Origin of the sequence: Homoserinimonas sedimenticola (assembly GCF_026094475.1) — a bacterium.
Taxonomy (GTDB): Bacteria; Actinomycetota; Actinomycetes; order Actinomycetales; family Microbacteriaceae; genus Homoserinimonas; species Homoserinimonas sedimenticola.
The window spans coordinates 683,968-701,782 of the sequence record NZ_JAPELL010000001.1 but is presented as its reverse complement, the minus strand read 5'-3'; the positions used below and the strand labels follow the sequence as shown (position 1 = coordinate 701,782).

The window sequence follows — 17,815 nt, the reverse complement described above, 5'->3', positions numbered from 1 at the left end:
CAAGTCACACCCGCTGGCGGGCGCGCCTCCGGGTGAGCGCGCGGTCTGCGCGTTCGGCACCCGCGAACCAGCGCATGATGAGCGCGACCAGCACCCCCACCGTCACGAGCTCGCCCAGCACCCAGGAGATGCCGCCCGCGAGCGCCTGGTCGCTCAGCAGGTCGGGCGCCCATGGCAGTGCGAGGTCGCGATAGAACTCGGCGCCGATGGGCGTGACGCCGAAGACCAGCACGACGGCGAAGACCGTGTGGGAGAGGATCGCGGTCAGCAGGATCGGCACCCTGTGGAGCGGTCCTGGTCGGTTGCGGTCGGGGTCGACTCCCATGACGAACCAGAAGAAGAGGAACCCGGATGCGAGGAAGTGCAGCTGCATCAGGAAGTGACCCCAGTGGTTGCGCATGGCGAGTTCGAACAGTGGGGTGAAATACACGAGGTAGAGGCTCACGACGAAGATCGCGGTGACGGCGACGGGGTGTGAAACGATCGCGGCGGCGCGGCTGTGGGTCGCCGCGAGGAGGACGCGGCGCTCCCGCACGGGAAGCGCGCGGAGGGCGAGAGTCACGGGGGCTCCTGCCACGAGCAGCAGGGGCGAGACCATATTGAGCACCATGTGCTGCACCATGTGCAGGCTGAAGAGCGCTGGGGCATAGCGGCCGAAGCCGGTGCAGGTCACGAGAAGCACGCTCACGACTCCCGCGAGGAACGCGACGGTCCGCGCGAGCGGCCACCGGTCGCCACGGCGATGCAGAGCGCGAACTCCGCTGAGGTAGAGGGGCGCGCTGACGGCGGCGAAGAGGATCCCGAAGGCATCGGCATGCAGCGTAAGGAGAGCTCCGAGCCCGGGCGGCTCGGGCAGCGCGTATCCGAGGAGAGCCATCTCGGGGGTCGAGGCGACGGATGCCGCGTGGTCGTGCCCGCCTGCGCTGACAGCGGGAAGGGTGAGGGTCAGCGACACGGCGACGGTGGCGACGAGGATGATCGCTTCCTCGGCGAGGAAGCGGCGGCGCAGGGCTCGGTTCTGAAGGGCAGCCCCGTCTTGTGCGGCGGCGGCCTGCCGCAGAAGGATCTGCCGATGCATCCGCCCCACGACGACGAGAAGACAGAGCAGGAGTAGCCCACCGAGAGGAGGGATCCCGCCCGCGGTCGCCACGAGATCTGCAGGGTGCGCCACCGTGATGGTGGAAGCGGCAAGGCCGCAGGCGGAGACCGCGACGGCGCAGGCGAACCCCAGCGGTGCGAAACGTGAGAGCACGCCCGCGAGGTATGCATCCGAGCTGGAGCTCTGCGCCCGGGCACCGGTCGTGAGGAGGGCGAAGCACCACAGCCCCGCCGAGAGAAGAAGGACGATGAGCCCGACATTCGCGAGCATATGGCCGCCTTCCGCCATCACACCGCCTCCTCTGAACGAGGCACCGCTGCCGCCACCTGCTTGTCGAACGCCTGCTCTCGAATGCCGCACTGTCGAACGCCGCCCCTTCGAGGGTTGTGCCGGAGTCTGAGTTTTCGCTGATAACGGCTTACGGCGTTCGACGGCCACACCTAGTGTCGGTCGAGATGCAGGCGAGTCTCGATCGGGAGGAGAAGCGCATGCCGGATCCGGCTGTGCAGGCGGTTGCCCCAGAGGGGATCACCCGAAGGGCGTTCATCGGTGCCGGATCGGCTCTCGGCGGTCTGATGCTCGTCGCCTGCACCTCCGACACCCTGACGGTCGGGCCGGAACACAACCACGTCCATGCTCCGGGTGAGTCGGGGTATCTCACGGGTGAGGAGATGCGCACGGTCGACGCCATCACTGCCCGAATCGTTCCCGGAGACGACATGGATCCGGGAGCGCGACAGGCCAATGTGGTCGCCTACATCGACGCCAAGCTTGCCTCCTTCGAGGGCTTCGCCGAGCCCAGCTACCTTTCGGGGCCCTTCGTGGACGTCATCAGGTCCGGATCTGCCGCGGCCATGCCGGGTGCGATCGCTGTCGCGGAGGACCAGCTCTATCGCTACGGCTACCAGTCGGGGGTGTTGCCGCAGGAGATGTATCGACGCGGCATCCCGAAGCTAGACGAATACTCGCGGAGCCGCTTCGACTCGGCCTTCGCCGACCTCGCGGAGGACCAGCAGGACGCCATCCTGACGGTGCTCGATGACATCCAGCAGGCGTCAGAGGGGCAGTCGGCAAGGGGGCAGACAGGTTCGCCGAGCGGGCAGCAGCAGGGTGGGGGCTCGCAGAACTCGGGAGAGATGGATGCGGCGAGGGCGATCTTCGCCGATATCGACGCGGGAGCGTTCTTCTCCACTCTCCGCGCCGACACGATGGAGGGGATGTTCTCCGACCCCTTGCATCGCGGAAACGAGGATATGGCGGGGTGGATCCTCGTGGGATATCCGGGGATTCAGCGCGCCTACTCGCCGACCGAGATGCTCCGCGGGACTCGGCGCAGGACCCAATCGATAGAGAGCCTGCCCGAGATGAACACGGATCGCGGCGACGGCATCCCCCTCGAGGCTCTGCAGCGGCAGCTTCCCGGCGTGCGAGAGGGGTGACGTAGGTGGCGACAGAACACGAGCGCGTGGAGATCGTGACGATCGGGGGCGGTGCGACCGCCGCAATGCTAGCCGCCCTCATCCTCCCTGAGACGAGCCATCGGGTGGTGTCGATCGAGCAGGGTGACGATCGCTGGACCTACCCCGACTTCGGCCACAATCACGACGCGCTCGCTCATGAGAGCCGCTACGCCATGATGCAGGACCTCTCACAGGTGTCATGGACGTGGAGGCCTGACGCGAATTCCCCCGCGCTGCCGATGCGGCAGTATGGCTCCTTCAACCCGGGGCAGGGGCTCGGCGGCTCCATGGTGCACTGGACCGCCCTCAGCTGGAGGTTCGCTCCAGAGACGTTCGAATACCGCACGCACTACACGGAGCGCTACGGCGCCGACCGCATTCCCGACGAGATGACCGTGCAGGATTGGCCGATCAGTTACGACGACCTCGAGCCCTATTACGACACGGTCGAGTACGACATGGGCATCTCGGGGCAGGCGGGAAACCTGGGCGGAACCATCATTCCGGGCGGCAACCCCTTCGAGGGTCCGAGAAGCAGGCCGTACCCCAATCCGCCACTCGCGGAGAGCGCCTTCGGGCAGATGTTCAGCGCAGCGACGAAGAAGCTGGGGCTGCACCCCTTCCCGACTCCCGCGGGCATCCTTTCGCGCGGCTACACCGACCGATTCGGCAACAATCGCGCGGCCTGTCTCTACTGCGGCTTCTGCACGCGCTATGGCTGCGAGGTCGGCGCGAAGACCAGTCCGATCACGACCTGGTTGCCGCCCGCGCTCGAGACGGGACGCTACGAGGTGCGCACCCGGAGTCACGTCATCGGAATCGAGACGGCTCCCGATGGCACGGCGACAGGGGTGCGTTACGTCAACGCCGACGGCGAGGAGCATTTCCAGCCAGCCGACATCGTCGTCTCCTCCTCGTACACGCTCGAGAACATTCGCAACCTGCTGCTCGCTCGAAGCGACGCGCACCCCGACGGCATCGGCAATGACCGCGGGATGGTGGGTAAGAACTACACCTACCAGATGAGTCAGACCCCCGCGAAGGGCGTCTGGGAGGGGCGGCGCTTCCACTTCTACATGGGCAACGGATGCACGGCTCCTCAGGTCTTCGACTATGACAGTGATCACTTCGATCACTCTGACCTCGACTTCATCGGCGGCGCCCGCATCTTCGCCTCCGCGGGGCAGCGGCAGCCGCTGGAGTCGGCCAACGGCCTGCTCGAGGGGCTCACTGACCGACAGTGGGGGGCCGACTGGAAGGCGTCGTTCGCGCAGAATTGGGACAGCGTCGGCAGCGTCGGAATCAACGGTGAGAGCCCGGCCTACGCGGGAAACTTCTGCGACCTCGACCCCAACTACAAGGATGCCTGGGGCAGACCTCTGCTGCGGATCACGTTCGGCTGGCGCGAGAACGAGCGCAGGATGTACCGCTTCATCGCGGAGCGCTGCGCCGAGATGCTGGACGCGATGGGGCCGGACCGGGCCACCTACACGCGAGAACTGCCCGACTATCGCTACGACGTCTACCAGAGCACACACGCGACGGGCGGATGCATCATGGGTAACGATCCGGGCGACAGCGTCACCAATAGTTACGGCCAGGTCTGGGACACGCCCAACGTCTTCGTGACGGGCGCGGCGCTCTACCCGCAGAACCCGAGCCCGAATCCGACCCTCACGTTGGCCGCACTCGCCTACCGCACCGCGGAGGCTATTCGCGACCGCTACTTCGACGCGCCCGGCGAGCTGCTGTCATGACCGCGCGGCTGGCCCCCTCGATCGCCGCGCTCCTGCTCACGGCCGCGCTCGCTGGCTGCGCCGGCGTGGGCACGCCGCCTCCCGTCCTCGTGGAGATTCACGATGGCGAGGCCGCCGGTGGCTTCGAGCCGAGCACGATCACGGTGCCCGCCGGCACCGAGGTGAGGTGGAGCAATGCGGGGTCGCGCCGACATGGAGTGACCACGGAGCCGCTCGATGCGGCGCAGGAGCCCATCGTGCCCGCGGGCGCGGAGGGCTGGGAGTCGGGAGTCATCAGCCCGGGGGAGACGTTCTCTCTGCGCCTCGACATGGCAGGCACCTATGTGTACCGCTGCAGCATCCACGGAGAGATCGTGGGTGTGATCCAGGTGGAGGAGCAGTGATGGCTCGGGGAAGGATCATGCGTAGGGGCTTAGGCGCCACCATCGTTGGCGGTCTCCTGATCGCTCTCGCCGGATGCAGTCGCGAGGGTCAGCAGTCGATTCTGAATCCCCAGGGCGAGCGCGCGGAGGCGGTCAATGGTCTCTGGGAACTGATGCTGTGGATCGGCGTCATCGTCTGGGTCATCGTCTCCGTCGTGCTCGTCGTGGCCCTCGTTCGGCGCCGCAGGGCACGAGAGGAGCGAGCGCGCAACGAGGGCGCCGACCCTGATGCGGATGCGACGGCCAACGGGCGACGTGCCATCTGGATCGTCGGCATTGCGGGAGCGATCGTGCCGGGGCTGGTGATCGCCGGTGTGACGGTCGCGTCGACCCTTGTCACCCGGGACATCGACCCGGCCCAGGCGGGGGAGACGCCGACCGTCGAGGTCATCGGCCATCAGTACTGGTGGGAGGTCGTGTATCCCGAAGACGATGTCGTGTCCGCCAACGAGATCCACATCCCCGTCGGAGAACGAGTGCGGGTCGAGGTGACCTCTGACGATGTGATCCACAGCTTCTGGGTGCCGGAGCTGAGCGGAAAGATGGACATGATCCCGGGGCGCACGAATGCCCTCTGGCTCCACGCGGACGAGCCGGGGCTCTACTGGGGGCAGTGCGCCGAGTTCTGCGGGCTGCAGCACGCGCTCATGCGCATCGTCGTGGTGGCGCACGAGGCAGAGGAGTACGAGTCCTGGCTTGAGGCTAGGCAGGAACCCGCCGAGTGGACCCCGGGCGACGAGGAGAGCGAGGAGGTCGCGTTCGGTCGCGAGGTCTTCATGTCGTCGTCCTGTGTCTACTGTCACACGATCGAGGGCACCGCGGCGAATGCCACCATCGGCCCTGACCTGACGCACATTGCAAGCCGCGAGACCCTCGCGGCGGGCATCCTTCCTAATACGCGCGGCGATCTCGCCGGCTGGATCCTCGATCCGCAGTCCATCAAGCCGGGCAACAAGATGCCAGGCACGGATCTCGAGGGCGAGGAACTGCAGGCCCTCCTGACCTACCTCGAGAGTCTGGAGTAGCGGAGTGACCAGCACGAGCCATATCGAGCCGAAAGAGGCCCACTCGCAGACCTGGGATAACGCCCCGGGAGCCCGCGGGTTCTTCTCGGCGGTGCAGCACAAGAACGTCGGAATGCGCTACATGGTCACGGCGTTCCTGCTCTTCCTCGTCGGAGGCGTGCTGTCCCTCCTCATGAGGTTGCAGCTCGCGCAGTCCGAAAACGACTTCCTCGAGCCCGACACCTACAACGAGCTCTTCACGATGCACGGCACGACGATGATGTTCCTCTTCGCCGTGCCCTTCCTCGAGGGCCTCGCGAGCTATCTACTGCCGCTCATGATCGGGTCGCGAGATCTGCCGTTTCCCCGCTACAACGCCTTCAACTACTGGTGTTACCTGCTGGGCGGCATCATCCTGTATTCCAGCTACATCTTCGCGATGGTTCCGGATGCCGGATGGTTCGCCTACGTGCCCCTCAGCGGCCCCGAGTTCTCCGACAAGGCCATGGATTTCTGGCTCTTCGGCCTCACGCTTGCAGAGATCGCAGCCGTCGGTGCGGCGATCGAGATCGGCGTCGCCGTACTGCGCACGCGCGCCCCGGGGATGTCGCTGAACCGCATGCCGATCTTCGCCTGGACGATGCTCGCGGTCTCGTTCACGATCATCGTGGCCTTCATCCCGCTCATCGTCGCCTCAGTGCTCCTCGAGCTCGATCGCACGATCGGCACGGCCTTCTTCGACACCCAGTCGGGAGGCAACCCCCTCCTCTGGCAGCACCTGTTCTGGATCTTCGGGCATCCGGAGGTCTACGTCATGTTCCTGCCGGGGGCGGCGATCATCAGCCACGTGATCCCGGTGCACGCGCGGCATCCGCTCGTTGCCTACCCGCTCGTCGTGGTCGCTCTCGCGACGACCGCGGTCATGAGCCTCGGGCTCTGGGTGCACCACATGTACTCGGTGGGCCTGCCCTCGATCACTCTCTCGTTCTTCACGGCATCGAGCATGGCGATCACCCTCGCAAGCGGACTCCAGGTGTTCGCATGGCTCGCGACGCTCTGGCTGGGCCGGGCCCGTTTCACGGTTCCCATGATGTTCGCGATCGGCTTCATCGTGACCTTCGTCGCGGGCGGCATCACGGGCGTCATGGTCGCCTCGGTCGCCTTCGACCAGCAGGTGCACGACACCTACTTCGTCGTCGCCCACTTCCACTACGTACTCATCGGCGGCATGCTCTTCCCCGTCTTCGCAGGTCTCCACCACTGGTGGTCCAAGTTCACGGGCAAGCTTTACTCGACCATTGCGGGTCACGTGAGTTTCTGGCTCATCTTCGTCGGCTTCCACACGACCTTCTTCCCCATGCATCTCACGGGGCTCTGGGGTATGCCGCGGCGCGTGTACACCTATGAGCGCGAGCTCGGACTCGACTTCGTCAACCTGCTCTCCACCATCGGAGCCTTCGTGCTCGCCGCCGGGGTGCTTGTGCTCACCCTCAATTTCGTGCGCTCCTGGTTCTGGGGGCGTCCCGCTCCGCAAGACCCATGGCACGGCGACAGCCTCGAGTGGGTTGCTGACTCGCCGGCTCCGTCGGAGAACTGGCCCGCAATCCCGGTTGTGGCGAGTCGCACTCCCGGGTGGAACCCCGCCCCAGACGACCACCCCTACGCGGAGCCCGTGCGTGAGGCGTTCGAGCATCAGCCCAAGGAGTTCCGTGCGAGTCCCATGACGACGGTCGTCTCGGGGGAGCCCGACGGTGCCGTGCTCATGCCATCACCGACCCTGTGGCCCCTCGTCTCTCCCGTGGGCCTCGCGGTCATCGCCGTGGCGATGCTGACCCAGTGGTATCCGCTGTCGTTCCTCGGCATCCTCATCGCGGTCGTCGGGCTTGCCGGATGGGCATGGCGCAACGAATCGGAGTTCGCCCGCAACGACCTCTCCCCGCTTGCGGGGCGCTTCCCCTTCGAGGCGCGCGGCAGTCGCTCCATCGGCTGGTGGGCCGCGTCCTCGGCGGCGATCGTTGCCGTGATCGCTGTCGCGACTCTCGCGTTCTCCGCGCTCTACCTGCAGGTGAATGCCGCAGTGTGGCCGGTCGGCGGCATGGTCGACAACACCCTCGCCTTCGTCGCCGTGACGATCGCGCTGCTGGTCGCCGCGGTCGCGACCGGCTGGGGCAGCAGGCGCAGCGGCGACGTCGAATGGGGCACCGTCACTCCTGGTGTGCGCACCGCGCACCTCACGACCGCGGTCATCGCCCTTGTGGCGGGGGCGGCGGCCCTGCTTCTGGTCTGCCTCGTCTGGTTCGGGGGTGACATCGACCCCAGCGAGCACGCGTACCAGTCCTCAGTCTGGACGCTTCTCGCGACGCAGTCGCTGGTCACACTGGCAGCGCTCTTCGGCACGGGCATTGCCGTCATGGGAAGGCTGCGGCACCGGCGCGACAGCAGGCCGGGGATGCTTCTGCGCTACTCCTCGATCTTCTGGGCGGCGACCGTCGCGACGTGGCTGCTGACGTGGGCGACGATCGATCTCTTTCCGAGGTTGGTGATCTGACATGACGACCGAGAGGGTGATGGCGTCGGGTGAGCGGGGCGCCGCTCGCGATCCGCGCGCGCGGCGGAAGCACCTCGCGTTGGCGGCTATCGCCGTGCTTGCTTCCCCCGCAGCCTGGCTCGCCTCGCTCTGGTTGTCGTGGGGCGTGCAGGATTTCACGTGCTCCGCCGCCGCGAGCGCGGATTCGGATGCGCCTGCGGCGGGGCTCTTCGTGATTCTGCTCGTTATGAACATCGTCCTGCTCGTGCTCGCGGCGCTGTCCGGCGTCGTCGGATGGGTGCTGGCGCGCCACTCCAGAGCCGCGACGCAGCAGGCGGAGAGCGACGGGGGTAACGGGGAGAGCGCAAATCGCCCAGGAGTCCTCAGCTTTCTCGGGGTGACAGCCGCCGTCCTGTCGCTGCTGTTCTGCTACGGGATCATCCTCATCACCGCCAACCCTCTCGTGTTCGAGGTGTGCTCATGACGAAGAAGCATTTCACCGCGGCATCCGCTGCGCTTCTGGCCGGGCTCGCCCTTGCCGGTTGCGGCGGTGGCATCGACGAGGAGTCGACCATCGTGGAGGGCGGAAGCCCCGAGCGCGGACGGCAGGCAATCCTCGAATACGGCTGCACGTCGTGTCACAGCATCCCTGACATCGACAGCGTCGACGACGAATCGGTCGCGCCCGACCTGCACGGGTTCAGCGAGCGTGACTTCATCGCGGGCCACGTGTCCAATCATCCGGAGGAGCTCATCGAATGGCTGCAGAATCCCCAAGAGATCGCACCGGGAACCCTCATGCCCGACCTGGGGGTGACGGAGGAGGACGCGCGGGACATCGCCGCCTACCTCTACTCGCAATGATGCCGCGCAGCGAGGCGAGACGCCGAGACCGCTTCTGGCTTGCCGCCGTGCTCGGCTCGGCCGCCGTCGCGGTCGTGCTTTCGACGCTCGTCGCACCCACGGATGCCGTGCAGGGCCCCATCCAGCGACTCATGTATCTGCACGCTCCCGCGGCGTGGAGCGCATATCTGTGTTTCGCGCTCGTGCTGCTCGGCAGCGTCTGGTACCTGAAGACGCGCAATGCTCGCGCCGACCGGCTGGCGCGGGCAGCAGCGGAGGCGGGCATCGACTTCACGGCGATCACCCTCCTCACGGGAAGCATCTGGGGTGCCGGCACCTGGGGCACCGCCTGGGTGTGGGATGCGCGCGTTACAACGACCGTCGCGATGGGGCTGATCTACCTCGGGTACCTCGCTCTGCGCGGAGCGCTCGGGGGTGAGCGTGGCCGCCGCGCCGCCGCGATGCTGGGCACCGGTGGTTTCGCGATCGTGCCCATCGTCCACTTCTCGGTGCTCTGGTGGCGCACCCTCCACCAGCCGCCGACCGTGCTTGCCCCGAGCCTGACGCCGCCCCTCCACGAGCTCATGGGCCTTGCGCTCGGCGTCTCGTTCCTCGCCTTTACGGTGTTCACGGTGTGGCTCCTGCGCTGGCGCATCGCCGTCCTTCGGCGGAACTCGGATGGGGCGACATCCGCCGGCGTCGCCGGCCTGGGGAGCGACCTGGCGGATTCGGAGACGAATGACGCGCTGCCGCGCCGCACGGAGGTCGTATGAACGGTGCGCGCCGCCGACTGAGCATCGCCGCCCTCGTCGCCGCGAGTCTGGGGCTCGGTGCGGTGGGGTTGTTGGCGAATGACGGCGCCCTCATCTACTACCGCACGCCCACAGAGGCCGTCGCAGAGGGCTACGGTGACGGCCTCGTGCGCGTGGGCGGCCTCGTCGTCGTGGGTTCGGTGCGCGAGGCCGTCGAGGAGTCGACCCTGGTCATCACCGACGGGGTGACCCGTGTGCGCGTCGCCTACCCGGGCCGCTTTCCCGACTCCGTGCGCGAGGGTGAGGGGGCGGTCGTGGAGGGGCGCTGGACCCGCAGCGGGGTGCTGCTCGGTGAGCAGCTGCTGTTCCGCCATTCCAACGAGTACCGACCGCCGTCGCAGTGATGGGCATCATCGGCAACGCGCTCACCGTGAGCTGCGGCATCCTCGCCCTCGCCGCGGCCGCTCTCTGGCTCGCGCGACGGGAGCAGTGGGCCCGGTTGGCGACCGTGCTCTCGCTGCTTGCCGTGCTGGCGGCGGTCGCCCTCATGGAGTTCGCGCTCCTGGCGCGCGACACCGCCGTCGACTATGTCGTGAAGGTCACGGAGGAGGCCCTTCCCGCCTACTACCGCTTCACCGCGCTGTGGTCGGCCATGGAGGGCTCGCTCCTGTTCTGGCTGCTATGCCTCGCGATTGTCACTGTCGCATTCGTCGTTCACGGACTCCATCGCCTCCCGCCGCGGATGCTCGGGGCTGCCGCCGCCGTGCTGTGCGCCTTCGTCGCGGCGTTCGCCGCCGTGAGTATCGTCGCCTCGCCCTTCACCCTCGCCGAGGGTTCGATCGCCGACCGCCCGAGCCCGCTCCTGCAGGACCACGCGGCGATGGGCATCCATCCACCCCTGCTCTACCTCGGCTTCACGGCTCTCGCGATTCCCTTCGCCCTCTCGTGCGCCGCCCTCCTGACGCGGTCGACGGGGGCCGCGTGGGCGCGACTCATGCGGGGCTGGACTGTGGTCGCGTGGATTCCGTTGACGGCGGGCATCCTGCTCGGAGCGTGGTGGTCCTACGCCGTGCTGGGCTGGGGCGGATATTGGGCGTGGGACCCCGTCGAGAACGCCTCGCTCATGCCCTGGCTGATGGCCACGGCACTCCTGCACGTGACCGGCCCGAGGATGCGCAGCGCCGGCTGGCGACCGTGGGCGATCGTGCTCGGGGGTGCCGCCTTCGCGCTCGTGGTCCTCGCGACCTTCCTGACGCGCTCGGGAGTGATCCAGAGCATCCACGCCTTCAGTGTGTCGCCCCTCGGGCCCCTTCTGCTGGCGGTTCTCCTTGCGGCCGTCACCGGCTGGGTCGTACTCGCACTACACGGGCGATCCCTGTTTCATTCGGATGCCCGGGCCGCCGTGCTTTCGCGCCAAACGGCACTGCAGATCAACAGGGTGGCCCTCGCGCTCGTCACCCTCATTGTGCTTGCGGGCTCGCTGCTGCCCACCGTCGTGCTCGCGGTCTCGGGCGACCGACTCTCGGTGGGACCCCCCTGGTACGAGCGCACTCTCGCCCCCCTCGCCGTCGTGCTGCTCGTCGTCATGGCGGTCGGTCCTTGGCTGCGCTGGGGCGCTGATTCGGTGCGTTCCCTGCTGGGTCGCATCTGGTTGCCGGCGGTGACGGCCGCCGCGACGAGCGGGGTGGTGGCGCTTGTGGTGCGGGATGTCGTGCTCGCGCTCGCCGCGGGGCTCACCGCCTTCGTTCTCGTGAGTCTCGTAGTCGGCATCGTCCGCCGCGCCCCAGGGCGCCGCCGCAGGGCCGGTGCTCTCCTCGCCCACCTCGGGGTCGCTATCGCCGCGCTCGCCGTCGTCGGCAGCGGGATCGGTGCCGTCACCGAACGGACAGTGGCCGTCGGGCAGACCGTGCTCGCGGGCGACACGAGCGCCACGCTCGTCTCGGTGGACAGGGTGGACGACGGTCGACGCGACATCGCCGAGGCCCGCCTGCTGCTGGAACGCGACGGCGAGTCGCTCGGCGAAGCGCGACCCCAGCTGCGCTGGTATGAGGAGCACTCCACGATGCTCGCCGCCCCCGAGATCCGGCCCCTCTTCTTCGATGACGTGTACGTGACGCTGCTCGATTTCGACCCTGTTGACACCACCGCGACGATTCGTCTCGCCGTGAACCCGCTCGTCTCCTGGCTGTGGGTCGCAGGCGGCGTTGCGGTGGCGGGCGCCGCGATTGCGGCATGGCCCGCCAGGCCGCGGCGAGGGGGAGTGCCGAGCACACGGTCGACATCAGGCCACACGGGTGTGCCCGACACGGCAGTGGTGGGCGCTGGGGGCGCAGCAGGGGGTGCAGCGTGATGCGACGCCGGGGCGCCCGCGCGGCCGTTGCCTTCGTGGCGGTCGCCGCCCTGAGCGCCTGCGGCCCCGCGGTCGATGTCTCCCAGCCGGCCGCGCCGCTCGCCGGCGTCGACATGGACGGGAGACACCACGACCTCGCCGAACTTCAGGGTTCCGTCGTCGTGGTGAGCGTGTGGGCTTCGTGGTGCGGTCCCTGCCGCGAGGAGGTGCAGCCGCTCTCCCAGGCCGAACAGGAATGGGGCGACGACGGTCTCGTCGTCCTCGGGGTCAACTTCAAGGACCACCCCGATGCGGCACAGCGCTTCGTCGAGGAGGAGGGCGCCACCTTCCCCAGCGTGGTCGACGCCGATGGGGCGATCTCGATCGACTGGGGTGTCACGGGTGTGCCGCAGTCCTTCCTCGTCGATAGAGAGGGGGAGATCGCGGCGGTGCGTTTCGGACCTGTCACCGACGAGTGGATCGCGGACGTCGTGGTGCCGGAGGTGCAGGGATGAGGCGCTGGGCCGTGGGTCTCTCGATCGCGGGCGCCGTCGCGCTCGCACTCGTCGGCATCCTCACCGCCGTCCTCGCGCCGAACCAGCGGGGCGACCTCGCGCGTGAGGTCGCCGAGAGCCTGAGATGCCCGAGCTGCGTCGGCGAGTCGGTTGCCGACTCCTCCGCCCCCGTCGCGGCCGCAATGCGCGCCGTCATCGACGAGCAGCTCGAGGAGGGGCGCAGCGCGGGAGAAATCCGCGCCTGGTTTGCGGAACGCTACGGCACGGAGGTTCTGCTTGACCCTTCGCCGCTCGCGGGAGGGTGGTTGCTGTGGCTCGTGCCCGCCGTCATCATCGCGGCCGCTGTCATCCTCATCGTGACCCGTCGGCACCGGGGGAGGCGTTGGATTCCCCTCGCCGTGACGGCTGCGGCGCTCGCGGGTGTCATCGCTGCCTGGGCGGTCACGAGTGCGGCGGAGCCGTCCGGCTCTCACTCACCCACCACGGCCGAAGGGGCGGCCCCCGCCGTGGGAGTCCTGCGAGACGCAGTGGAGAGCGACTCGGGCGACCCACAGCTTCAGCTCGCGCTCGCGCGGGCCCTCGACGACGCGGGTCTCCTCGCCGAGGCGGAGCAGCACTATGCGGCGGCGAGCAGGCTACGCCCCCTCGACACCGACATCGCCTACCTCCATGCGACCGTGCTCGTTCGCGACGGCCGCCCTGTGGATGCGGTGCCCGCCCTCGAACGCATCCTCGCGATCGAACCGGAGCACACCCCCGCGCTCCTTCTGCTCGGCACGATCCTCTGGGAGGGGGGCGTGCAGGGCGGTGAAGAGCTGCTCGAGCGTTTCATGGAGCTGGAGCCCGAGCATCCGGCCGCCACCGAGGTCCGCGAGCTGCTGACGGAAGGCAGAACATGAGACGGATGCTCTGGCCCGCGCCCGCAGCGCTCGCCCTCCTGCTGCTCACGGCGTGCGCCCCCGCCACGACCGGTCCTTCGCCGTCGCTGGCCCCGCCGAGCAGCGAGATCGCGATCGGCCTCACGGAGTGGGACATCGTGACGGGGACGGCCCAGGCCGCTGCGGGTGAGGTGCGCCTGCTCGTGACGAATGCGGGGGCGACCGACCACGATCTCGTTGTTTCGGGGATCGGGGGCACCTGGGCGACCCCCGAGCTCGCGCCCGGCGAGGAGTACGAACTGCTCATCACCGCCAGCGGAGGCGAGACGCTCGAGCTCGACTGCAGCCTGACGGGCCATCACGCTCAGGGTATGTATGCCGAGCTCGCAGTCGCCATGCCGGGGGAGTAGCGCTCCTCAGTCGTCGAGCACCTGCGGCGGATCGACGATGTCGTCGTAGTCGCGGTGTTTGTTGACGTAGGCGGCGGCCATGGGGCAGAGCGTGACGGTGCGAAGCCCCTTCGCTCGGATGTCGTCGAGGGCGGCGACGATGAGCTGCGTGCCGAAGCCGTGACCGGTCTGATCGTCGTCGACCTTGGTGTGCAGGATGACGCGCCGGTCGCCGTCGTCACGGTAGTTGAGGTGCCCGATCGGCTCGCCGTCGAGGGTGAGGTCGTAGCGGTGCGCGGCTTCATTGGGGGTCACGGTGGCGTCGCTCATGTGTCCATCCTGCTTCACGCCGCTGATATTTCCACCTCCCCGATGTAAGGTGCGCTCATGTCAGCCGACGCGCGCCCAGTTAGGGAGGCAGAGTGGGTGAAGCTTGGGCGCCCAGGCTCGCTGAGGATGACATATCCGGGTCCGGTCGTAGTGTTCATTCCCCTGTGGGTCGCCATACTCGGCGTGCAGGTCTCTAATCTGCTCGACGCAGATCTGGGGCTTTCGATGCTCATGGCGCCGGTTGGCCTCGTGCTGTCCCTTGTCGTCGTGCACCTTCTCATCCGGCTTCGCTACCCGCAGGCTGTGGTCAGCCTCGAGGCGGGGCAGATTCGCGTCGGCAAGCGCACCTTCTCCTTCGAGCAGGTGGATGCCGCGTTCCTCTATTCGCTTGGCCGCGGTGACAAGCGGCAGGTAAACCTGGTGCTCACGAGTGGCAAGCGCAAGTTCCTGGAATTCCCCATCGTGGTGCGCCGCGGCCAGTCTTCCCTTCCAGAGGAGCGGGAGGTGATGGCCGAGGTGCTCCGCCGCTCGTCCATCGCGATGCCAAAGGATCCGAATGACCCGACAGGGCGCTTCGCTCACTACAACTTCCCGGGACACATCACTCGCGAGGAGGCGATCGACGTGGTGCTGCACCCGCCCGGTCCGAATGACCCCTTGCCCGTTCCCGAGGGCTGACGCCTTGTTCGAACATATGTTCTAATGGAGGCATGCGCTGGAGCGGTCAGGAGATCAACGAGGAACAGGCGGATGCCCTGCCCGGGCTCGCCCGATTGAACAACCTCGTGCGCACGACGCGCACCCCCGACTTCGAGGGCATCACCTTCTACGAGGTGCTTGCGAAATCCGCCCTCAACCGCGTGCCAGGCCAGAGCAAGATGCCCTTCGGTTGGACCATCAACCCCATGCGCGGGTGCCTGCACCAGTGCACCTACTGCTTCGCGCGCCCCACTCATGGCTACCTCGACCTCGACTCGGGGCGAGACTTCGACACGCAGATCGTTGTGAAGGTCAACGTCGCCGAGGTGCTCGCGAAGGAGGTATCGAGGGCCTCGTGGGGGAGGCATCCGGTGGCCCTCGGCACCAACACCGACCCGTACCAGCGGGCGGAGGGACGCTACCGGCTCATGCCAGGGATCATCGCGGCCCTCGCCAGCACGGGAACACCGCTCTCGATCCTCACCAAGGGCACGCTGCTGCGCCGCGACCTGCCGCTCCTGGAGGAGGTGCGGCAGCACGTGCCCGTGGATCTCGCCATGTCGATCGCGATCTTCGACGACGAGCTGCAGCAGTCGGTCGAGCCCGGTACCCCCACCGCGAGTGCGCGGCTCGCGACCGTCACCGCGGCCCGGGAGCGGGGCTTCGACTGCACCGTCTTCATGATGCCGATCCTTCCCTACCTGACCGACACGCGGGAGCACCTCGACGATGCTCTCTCGCGGATCAAGGCGGCGGGGGCGACGTCCGTCACCTACTCAGCCCTGCACCTCAAGCCCGGGGTCAAGGAGTGGTACTACGAATGGCTCGGGCGCGAGCATCCGGAGCTTCTCGGCCGATATCGACGGATGTACTCGGGTGGCACGTATGCGCCCAAGGAATACCGCGCGTGGTTGGCGGCGAAGATCAAGCCCCTCATCCGCGCACACGGCCTGGAGCGCGGGCGCGAGGACCCGTCGACGGGAGGGGTCATGTCGCGTGCGCTCAATGAGGGGCGGCAACAGCGAACGGGCGAACGCCCTGCGGCATCCGCCCGTTTCGTGTCAGGGGCCGATGCCCCCTCCTCGCTGATGGCAGAGGAGCTGCCGCCGGGTCTCGCCGCACCGGCGATGACCCAGCCGACGCTCTTCTGAGCAGCGGCGATCAGTCGATCTCACCGCGCCAGGCACCCGTCTCGGCGCCGCGGCCCTCGATGAACTCCTTGAAGTTCTTCATGTCCGACTTGATGGCGGCGTCATCGAACTGCAGCACCTGGCCGGCCTTCTCGACGAGGCCCTGCGGCTCCCAGTCGAGCTGCACCGTCACGCGTGTCTCCGTGTCGCTCAGCTTGTGGAAGGTGACGACGCCGGCGTGGTTGTCGTCACCACCGATGCTGTTCCAGGCGACGCGCTCGTCAGGGATCTGCTCGGTGATCTTCGCATCGAACTCGCGGTCCTGGCCGCCGATCTTGACCTCCCAGTGCGTGGTCTCGTCGTCGATCTGGGTGATCGACTTCACCATGCTCATGAAGTGGGGGAAGGACTCGAACTGGGTCCACTGGTTGTATGCGGTCCGGACGGGAACGTCCACGTCAATGGTCTCGATTACCTGGGCCATGTCAATGCTCCTTCGGTTGTCGTCAGGGAGTTCCTCCCGCTTTCGGACGTTAGTCACGCGAGCCTGAGACGGGCCCTATTCACAGGGATCGCAGAGCAACAGATAGCCTCGAGCGGTGACAGATGACCGCTTCGGGCCCGACCGCTACAGCTCCGATGTGCTCGCCGACTTCTCGCGTCGAAGGCGACCCGCTCCGCCCCCTTCAGTGGAGGCCGAAGACGACCTCGTCATCGAATGGACCGATACCGGTTACTGCGGTGCCGTGGTCGGAATCGAGGGACGCAATGTGCAGCTCGAAGACTACTCGGGCGGCGTTCGCGTCTTTCCACTGGGTCCGGGTTTTCTCCTCGAGGGAAAGCCGGTGACGCTCGTCGCGCCGACGCGGAAGGCGACGAGCGGGATGCTGCGTTCCGCCTCCGGCTCCGTCGCGGTCACCGATCACGTGGCGCGAGTCGCCCGCGCGAGTCGCATCTTTGTTGAGGGGCGGCACGACGCCGAACTCGTGGAAAAGGTCTGGGGGCACGATCTGCGGGTCGAGGGCGTCGTCGTCGAATACCTCGAGGGCATTGACGATCTCGAGGCCATCATCCGGGATTTCCGCCCCTCCGCGGAGCGGCGGGTGGGGGTGCTCGTCGACCATCTTGTGCCCGGTTCGAAGGAGCAGCGCATCGCTGACGCCGTCGCGAAGGGTCCGCATGGTGCGCACGTCCTCGTGGTCGGGCATCCGTATGTGGACATCTGGCAGTCGGTCAAGCCGGCCCGCCTGGGCCTGGAGGCATGGCCGACGGTGCCGCGGAACATCGAGTGGAAGAAGGGCATCTGCGCTGCCCTCGGATGGCCGCACGCTGACCAGGCCGACATCGCTCGGGCGTGGCAGCGCATCCTCGGCACCGTGCGCAGCTACGCCGACCTCGAGCCTGTGCTGCTGGGCCGCGTGGAGCACCTGATCGACTTCGTGACGGAGGGCTCTGAGGGCGCTGGGCCGGTACGTTGAGGCGGTAGAGTCGGGGTATGAACATCGTCGCCTTCGTGCTGTCTTTCCTCATCTTCGCCGGTGGTCTGGTCCTCATGGGCTACGCGCCCGAGATCGAGGGTCTTGAGCTGGCCTCGTTCGCCGCCGGAATCCTCGCGGTCGCGGTTGCGATCGCGATCCCCGTGCACGTTCTCAAGCGCGCCGACCGATAGGCGAGCTGCGCC

20 protein-coding genes are annotated in these 17,815 nt (G+C 67.6%); 17 read left to right on the top strand and 3 right to left on the bottom strand.

Annotated features, from left to right (window positions below; genetic code table 11):
- Positions 1-4: 4 nt before the first annotated feature.
- Positions 5-1,369, bottom strand: a complete 1,365-nt coding sequence (locus tag OH146_RS03260; RefSeq protein ID WP_265157332.1) for a cytochrome c oxidase assembly protein — start codon at positions 1,367-1,369, stop codon at positions 5-7.
- A 218-nt stretch (positions 1,370-1,587) separates the two neighbouring features.
- Between OH146_RS03260 and OH146_RS03255 the strand changes: the two genes are divergently transcribed.
- The 13 genes from OH146_RS03255 to OH146_RS03195 are packed head-to-tail and all read left to right on the top strand — an operon-like array spanning position 1,588 to position 13,996.
- Positions 1,588-2,538 (top strand): gluconate 2-dehydrogenase subunit 3 family protein, encoded by a 951-nt coding sequence (locus tag OH146_RS03255; protein WP_265157330.1) that lies wholly within the window; start codon positions 1,588-1,590, stop codon positions 2,536-2,538.
- A 5-nt stretch (positions 2,539-2,543) separates the two neighbouring features.
- Positions 2,544-4,316, top strand: coding sequence for a GMC family oxidoreductase (locus OH146_RS03250; RefSeq protein WP_265157328.1), 1,773 nt, complete (start codon positions 2,544-2,546; stop codon positions 4,314-4,316).
- The gene (locus OH146_RS03245; protein WP_265157325.1) at positions 4,313-4,699 is read left to right on the top strand and encodes a cupredoxin domain-containing protein; all 387 of its coding nucleotides are present in this window, start codon (positions 4,313-4,315) and stop codon (positions 4,697-4,699) included. Before OH146_RS03250 ends, OH146_RS03245 begins: the two co-directional genes overlap by 4 nt.
- 17 nt (positions 4,700-4,716) lie before the next feature.
- A complete protein-coding gene (coxB, locus tag OH146_RS03240) occupies positions 4,717-5,763 on the top strand; it encodes a cytochrome c oxidase subunit II (protein ID WP_265157322.1) in 1,047 nt (348 codons plus the stop codon).
- Between the two features lie 4 nt (positions 5,764-5,767).
- The gene (locus OH146_RS03235) at positions 5,768-8,290 is read left to right on the top strand and encodes a cytochrome c oxidase subunit I (RefSeq protein WP_265157320.1); all 2,523 of its coding nucleotides are present in this window, start codon (positions 5,768-5,770) and stop codon (positions 8,288-8,290) included.
- A 1-nt stretch (position 8,291) separates the two neighbouring features.
- The gene (locus OH146_RS03230; RefSeq protein WP_265157318.1) at positions 8,292-8,753 is read left to right on the top strand and encodes a hypothetical protein; all 462 of its coding nucleotides are present in this window, start codon (positions 8,292-8,294) and stop codon (positions 8,751-8,753) included.
- Positions 8,750-9,133: a c-type cytochrome gene (locus OH146_RS03225; RefSeq protein WP_265157316.1), complete on the top strand. Its 384-nt coding sequence runs from the start codon at positions 8,750-8,752 to the stop codon at positions 9,131-9,133. Before OH146_RS03230 ends, OH146_RS03225 begins: the two co-directional genes overlap by 4 nt.
- Entirely contained in the window at positions 9,133-9,885 is a 753-nt protein-coding gene (gene ccsA / locus OH146_RS03220; protein WP_265157314.1) for a cytochrome c biogenesis protein CcsA, read from the top strand. Before OH146_RS03225 ends, ccsA (OH146_RS03220) begins: the two co-directional genes overlap by 1 nt.
- Positions 9,882-10,268, top strand: coding sequence for a cytochrome c maturation protein CcmE (locus OH146_RS03215; protein ID WP_265157312.1), 387 nt, complete (start codon positions 9,882-9,884; stop codon positions 10,266-10,268). Before ccsA (OH146_RS03220) ends, OH146_RS03215 begins: the two co-directional genes overlap by 4 nt.
- Positions 10,268-12,214, top strand: a complete 1,947-nt coding sequence (gene ccsA / locus OH146_RS03210; RefSeq protein ID WP_265160627.1) for a cytochrome c biogenesis protein CcsA — start codon at positions 10,268-10,270, stop codon at positions 12,212-12,214. The genes OH146_RS03215 and ccsA (OH146_RS03210) overlap by 1 nt, the downstream gene beginning before the upstream one ends.
- Positions 12,214-12,708, top strand: a complete 495-nt coding sequence (locus tag OH146_RS03205; protein ID WP_265160625.1) for a TlpA family protein disulfide reductase — start codon at positions 12,214-12,216, stop codon at positions 12,706-12,708. The genes ccsA (OH146_RS03210) and OH146_RS03205 overlap by 1 nt, the downstream gene beginning before the upstream one ends.
- On the top strand, positions 12,705-13,607 hold the full coding sequence (locus OH146_RS03200; protein ID WP_265157310.1) for a cytochrome c-type biogenesis protein CcmH: 903 nt from the start codon (positions 12,705-12,707) through the stop codon (positions 13,605-13,607). The genes OH146_RS03205 and OH146_RS03200 overlap by 4 nt, the downstream gene beginning before the upstream one ends.
- A complete protein-coding gene (locus OH146_RS03195; RefSeq protein WP_265157308.1) occupies positions 13,604-13,996 on the top strand; it encodes a hypothetical protein in 393 nt (130 codons plus the stop codon). Before OH146_RS03200 ends, OH146_RS03195 begins: the two co-directional genes overlap by 4 nt.
- Before the next feature lie 6 nt (positions 13,997-14,002).
- On the opposite strand, the gene OH146_RS03190 is transcribed toward OH146_RS03195, so the two are convergent.
- Complete coding sequence (locus OH146_RS03190) at positions 14,003-14,305, bottom strand: GNAT family N-acetyltransferase (RefSeq protein WP_265157306.1); 303 nt, start codon at positions 14,303-14,305, stop codon at positions 14,003-14,005.
- 126 nt (positions 14,306-14,431) lie between these two features.
- Here OH146_RS03190 and OH146_RS03185 point away from each other — a divergent pair, with 126 nt between their 5' ends.
- Both OH146_RS03185 and OH146_RS03180 read left to right on the top strand, forming a co-directional pair.
- The gene (locus OH146_RS03185) at positions 14,432-14,983 is read left to right on the top strand and encodes a hypothetical protein (RefSeq protein WP_265157304.1); all 552 of its coding nucleotides are present in this window, start codon (positions 14,432-14,434) and stop codon (positions 14,981-14,983) included.
- A 32-nt stretch (positions 14,984-15,015) separates the two neighbouring features.
- Positions 15,016-16,155, top strand: a complete 1,140-nt coding sequence (locus tag OH146_RS03180) for an Rv2578c family radical SAM protein (protein ID WP_265157302.1) — start codon at positions 15,016-15,018, stop codon at positions 16,153-16,155.
- A 10-nt stretch (positions 16,156-16,165) separates the two neighbouring features.
- On the opposite strand, the gene OH146_RS03175 is transcribed toward OH146_RS03180, so the two are convergent.
- Positions 16,166-16,618, bottom strand: coding sequence for an SRPBCC family protein (locus tag OH146_RS03175; protein WP_265157300.1), 453 nt, complete (start codon positions 16,616-16,618; stop codon positions 16,166-16,168).
- Between the two features lie 115 nt (positions 16,619-16,733).
- Between OH146_RS03175 and OH146_RS03170 the strand changes: the two genes are divergently transcribed.
- Both OH146_RS03170 and OH146_RS03165 read left to right on the top strand, forming a co-directional pair.
- Positions 16,734-17,612: a DUF3097 domain-containing protein gene (locus tag OH146_RS03170; protein WP_265157298.1), complete on the top strand. Its 879-nt coding sequence runs from the start codon at positions 16,734-16,736 to the stop codon at positions 17,610-17,612.
- Positions 17,613-17,629: 17 nt separating this feature from the next.
- Complete coding sequence (locus OH146_RS03165; protein WP_265157296.1) at positions 17,630-17,803, top strand: hypothetical protein; 174 nt, start codon at positions 17,630-17,632, stop codon at positions 17,801-17,803.
- The last annotated feature ends 12 nt before the right edge of the window (positions 17,804-17,815 follow it).

What these genes read in the sequence shown, in the direction of transcription:
- OH146_RS03200 (WP_265157310.1), top strand. Translation starts at nt 12,705, where the DNA reads ATGAGGCGCTGGGCCGTGGGTCTCTCGATCGCGGGCGCCGTCGCGCTC.
- OH146_RS03255 (WP_265157330.1), top strand. Translation starts at nt 1,588, where the DNA reads ATGCCGGATCCGGCTGTGCAGGCGGTTGCCCCAGAGGGGATCACCCGA.
- ccsA (WP_265157314.1), top strand. Translation starts at nt 9,133, where the DNA reads ATGCCGCGCAGCGAGGCGAGACGCCGAGACCGCTTCTGGCTTGCCGCC.
- OH146_RS03185 (WP_265157304.1), top strand. Translation starts at nt 14,432, where the DNA reads ATGACATATCCGGGTCCGGTCGTAGTGTTCATTCCCCTGTGGGTCGCC.
- OH146_RS03230 (WP_265157318.1), top strand. Translation starts at nt 8,292, where the DNA reads ATGACGACCGAGAGGGTGATGGCGTCGGGTGAGCGGGGCGCCGCTCGC.
- OH146_RS03225 (WP_265157316.1), top strand. Translation starts at nt 8,750, where the DNA reads ATGACGAAGAAGCATTTCACCGCGGCATCCGCTGCGCTTCTGGCCGGG.
- OH146_RS03175 (WP_265157300.1), bottom strand. Translation starts at nt 16,618, where the DNA reads ATGGCCCAGGTAATCGAGACCATTGACGTGGACGTTCCCGTCCGGACC.
- OH146_RS03190 (WP_265157306.1), bottom strand. Translation starts at nt 14,305, where the DNA reads ATGAGCGACGCCACCGTGACCCCCAATGAAGCCGCGCACCGCTACGAC.
- ccsA (WP_265160627.1), top strand. Translation starts at nt 10,268, where the DNA reads ATGGGCATCATCGGCAACGCGCTCACCGTGAGCTGCGGCATCCTCGCC.
- OH146_RS03165 (WP_265157296.1), top strand. Translation starts at nt 17,630, where the DNA reads ATGAACATCGTCGCCTTCGTGCTGTCTTTCCTCATCTTCGCCGGTGGT.
- OH146_RS03245 (WP_265157325.1), top strand. Translation starts at nt 4,313, where the DNA reads ATGACCGCGCGGCTGGCCCCCTCGATCGCCGCGCTCCTGCTCACGGCC.
- OH146_RS03205 (WP_265160625.1), top strand. Translation starts at nt 12,214, where the DNA reads ATGCGACGCCGGGGCGCCCGCGCGGCCGTTGCCTTCGTGGCGGTCGCC.
- OH146_RS03215 (WP_265157312.1), top strand. Translation starts at nt 9,882, where the DNA reads ATGAACGGTGCGCGCCGCCGACTGAGCATCGCCGCCCTCGTCGCCGCG.
- OH146_RS03195 (WP_265157308.1), top strand. Translation starts at nt 13,604, where the DNA reads ATGAGACGGATGCTCTGGCCCGCGCCCGCAGCGCTCGCCCTCCTGCTG.
- OH146_RS03180 (WP_265157302.1), top strand. Translation starts at nt 15,016, where the DNA reads ATGCGCTGGAGCGGTCAGGAGATCAACGAGGAACAGGCGGATGCCCTG.
- coxB (WP_265157322.1), top strand. Translation starts at nt 4,717, where the DNA reads ATGCGTAGGGGCTTAGGCGCCACCATCGTTGGCGGTCTCCTGATCGCT.
- OH146_RS03260 (WP_265157332.1), bottom strand. Translation starts at nt 1,369, where the DNA reads ATGCTCGCGAATGTCGGGCTCATCGTCCTTCTTCTCTCGGCGGGGCTG.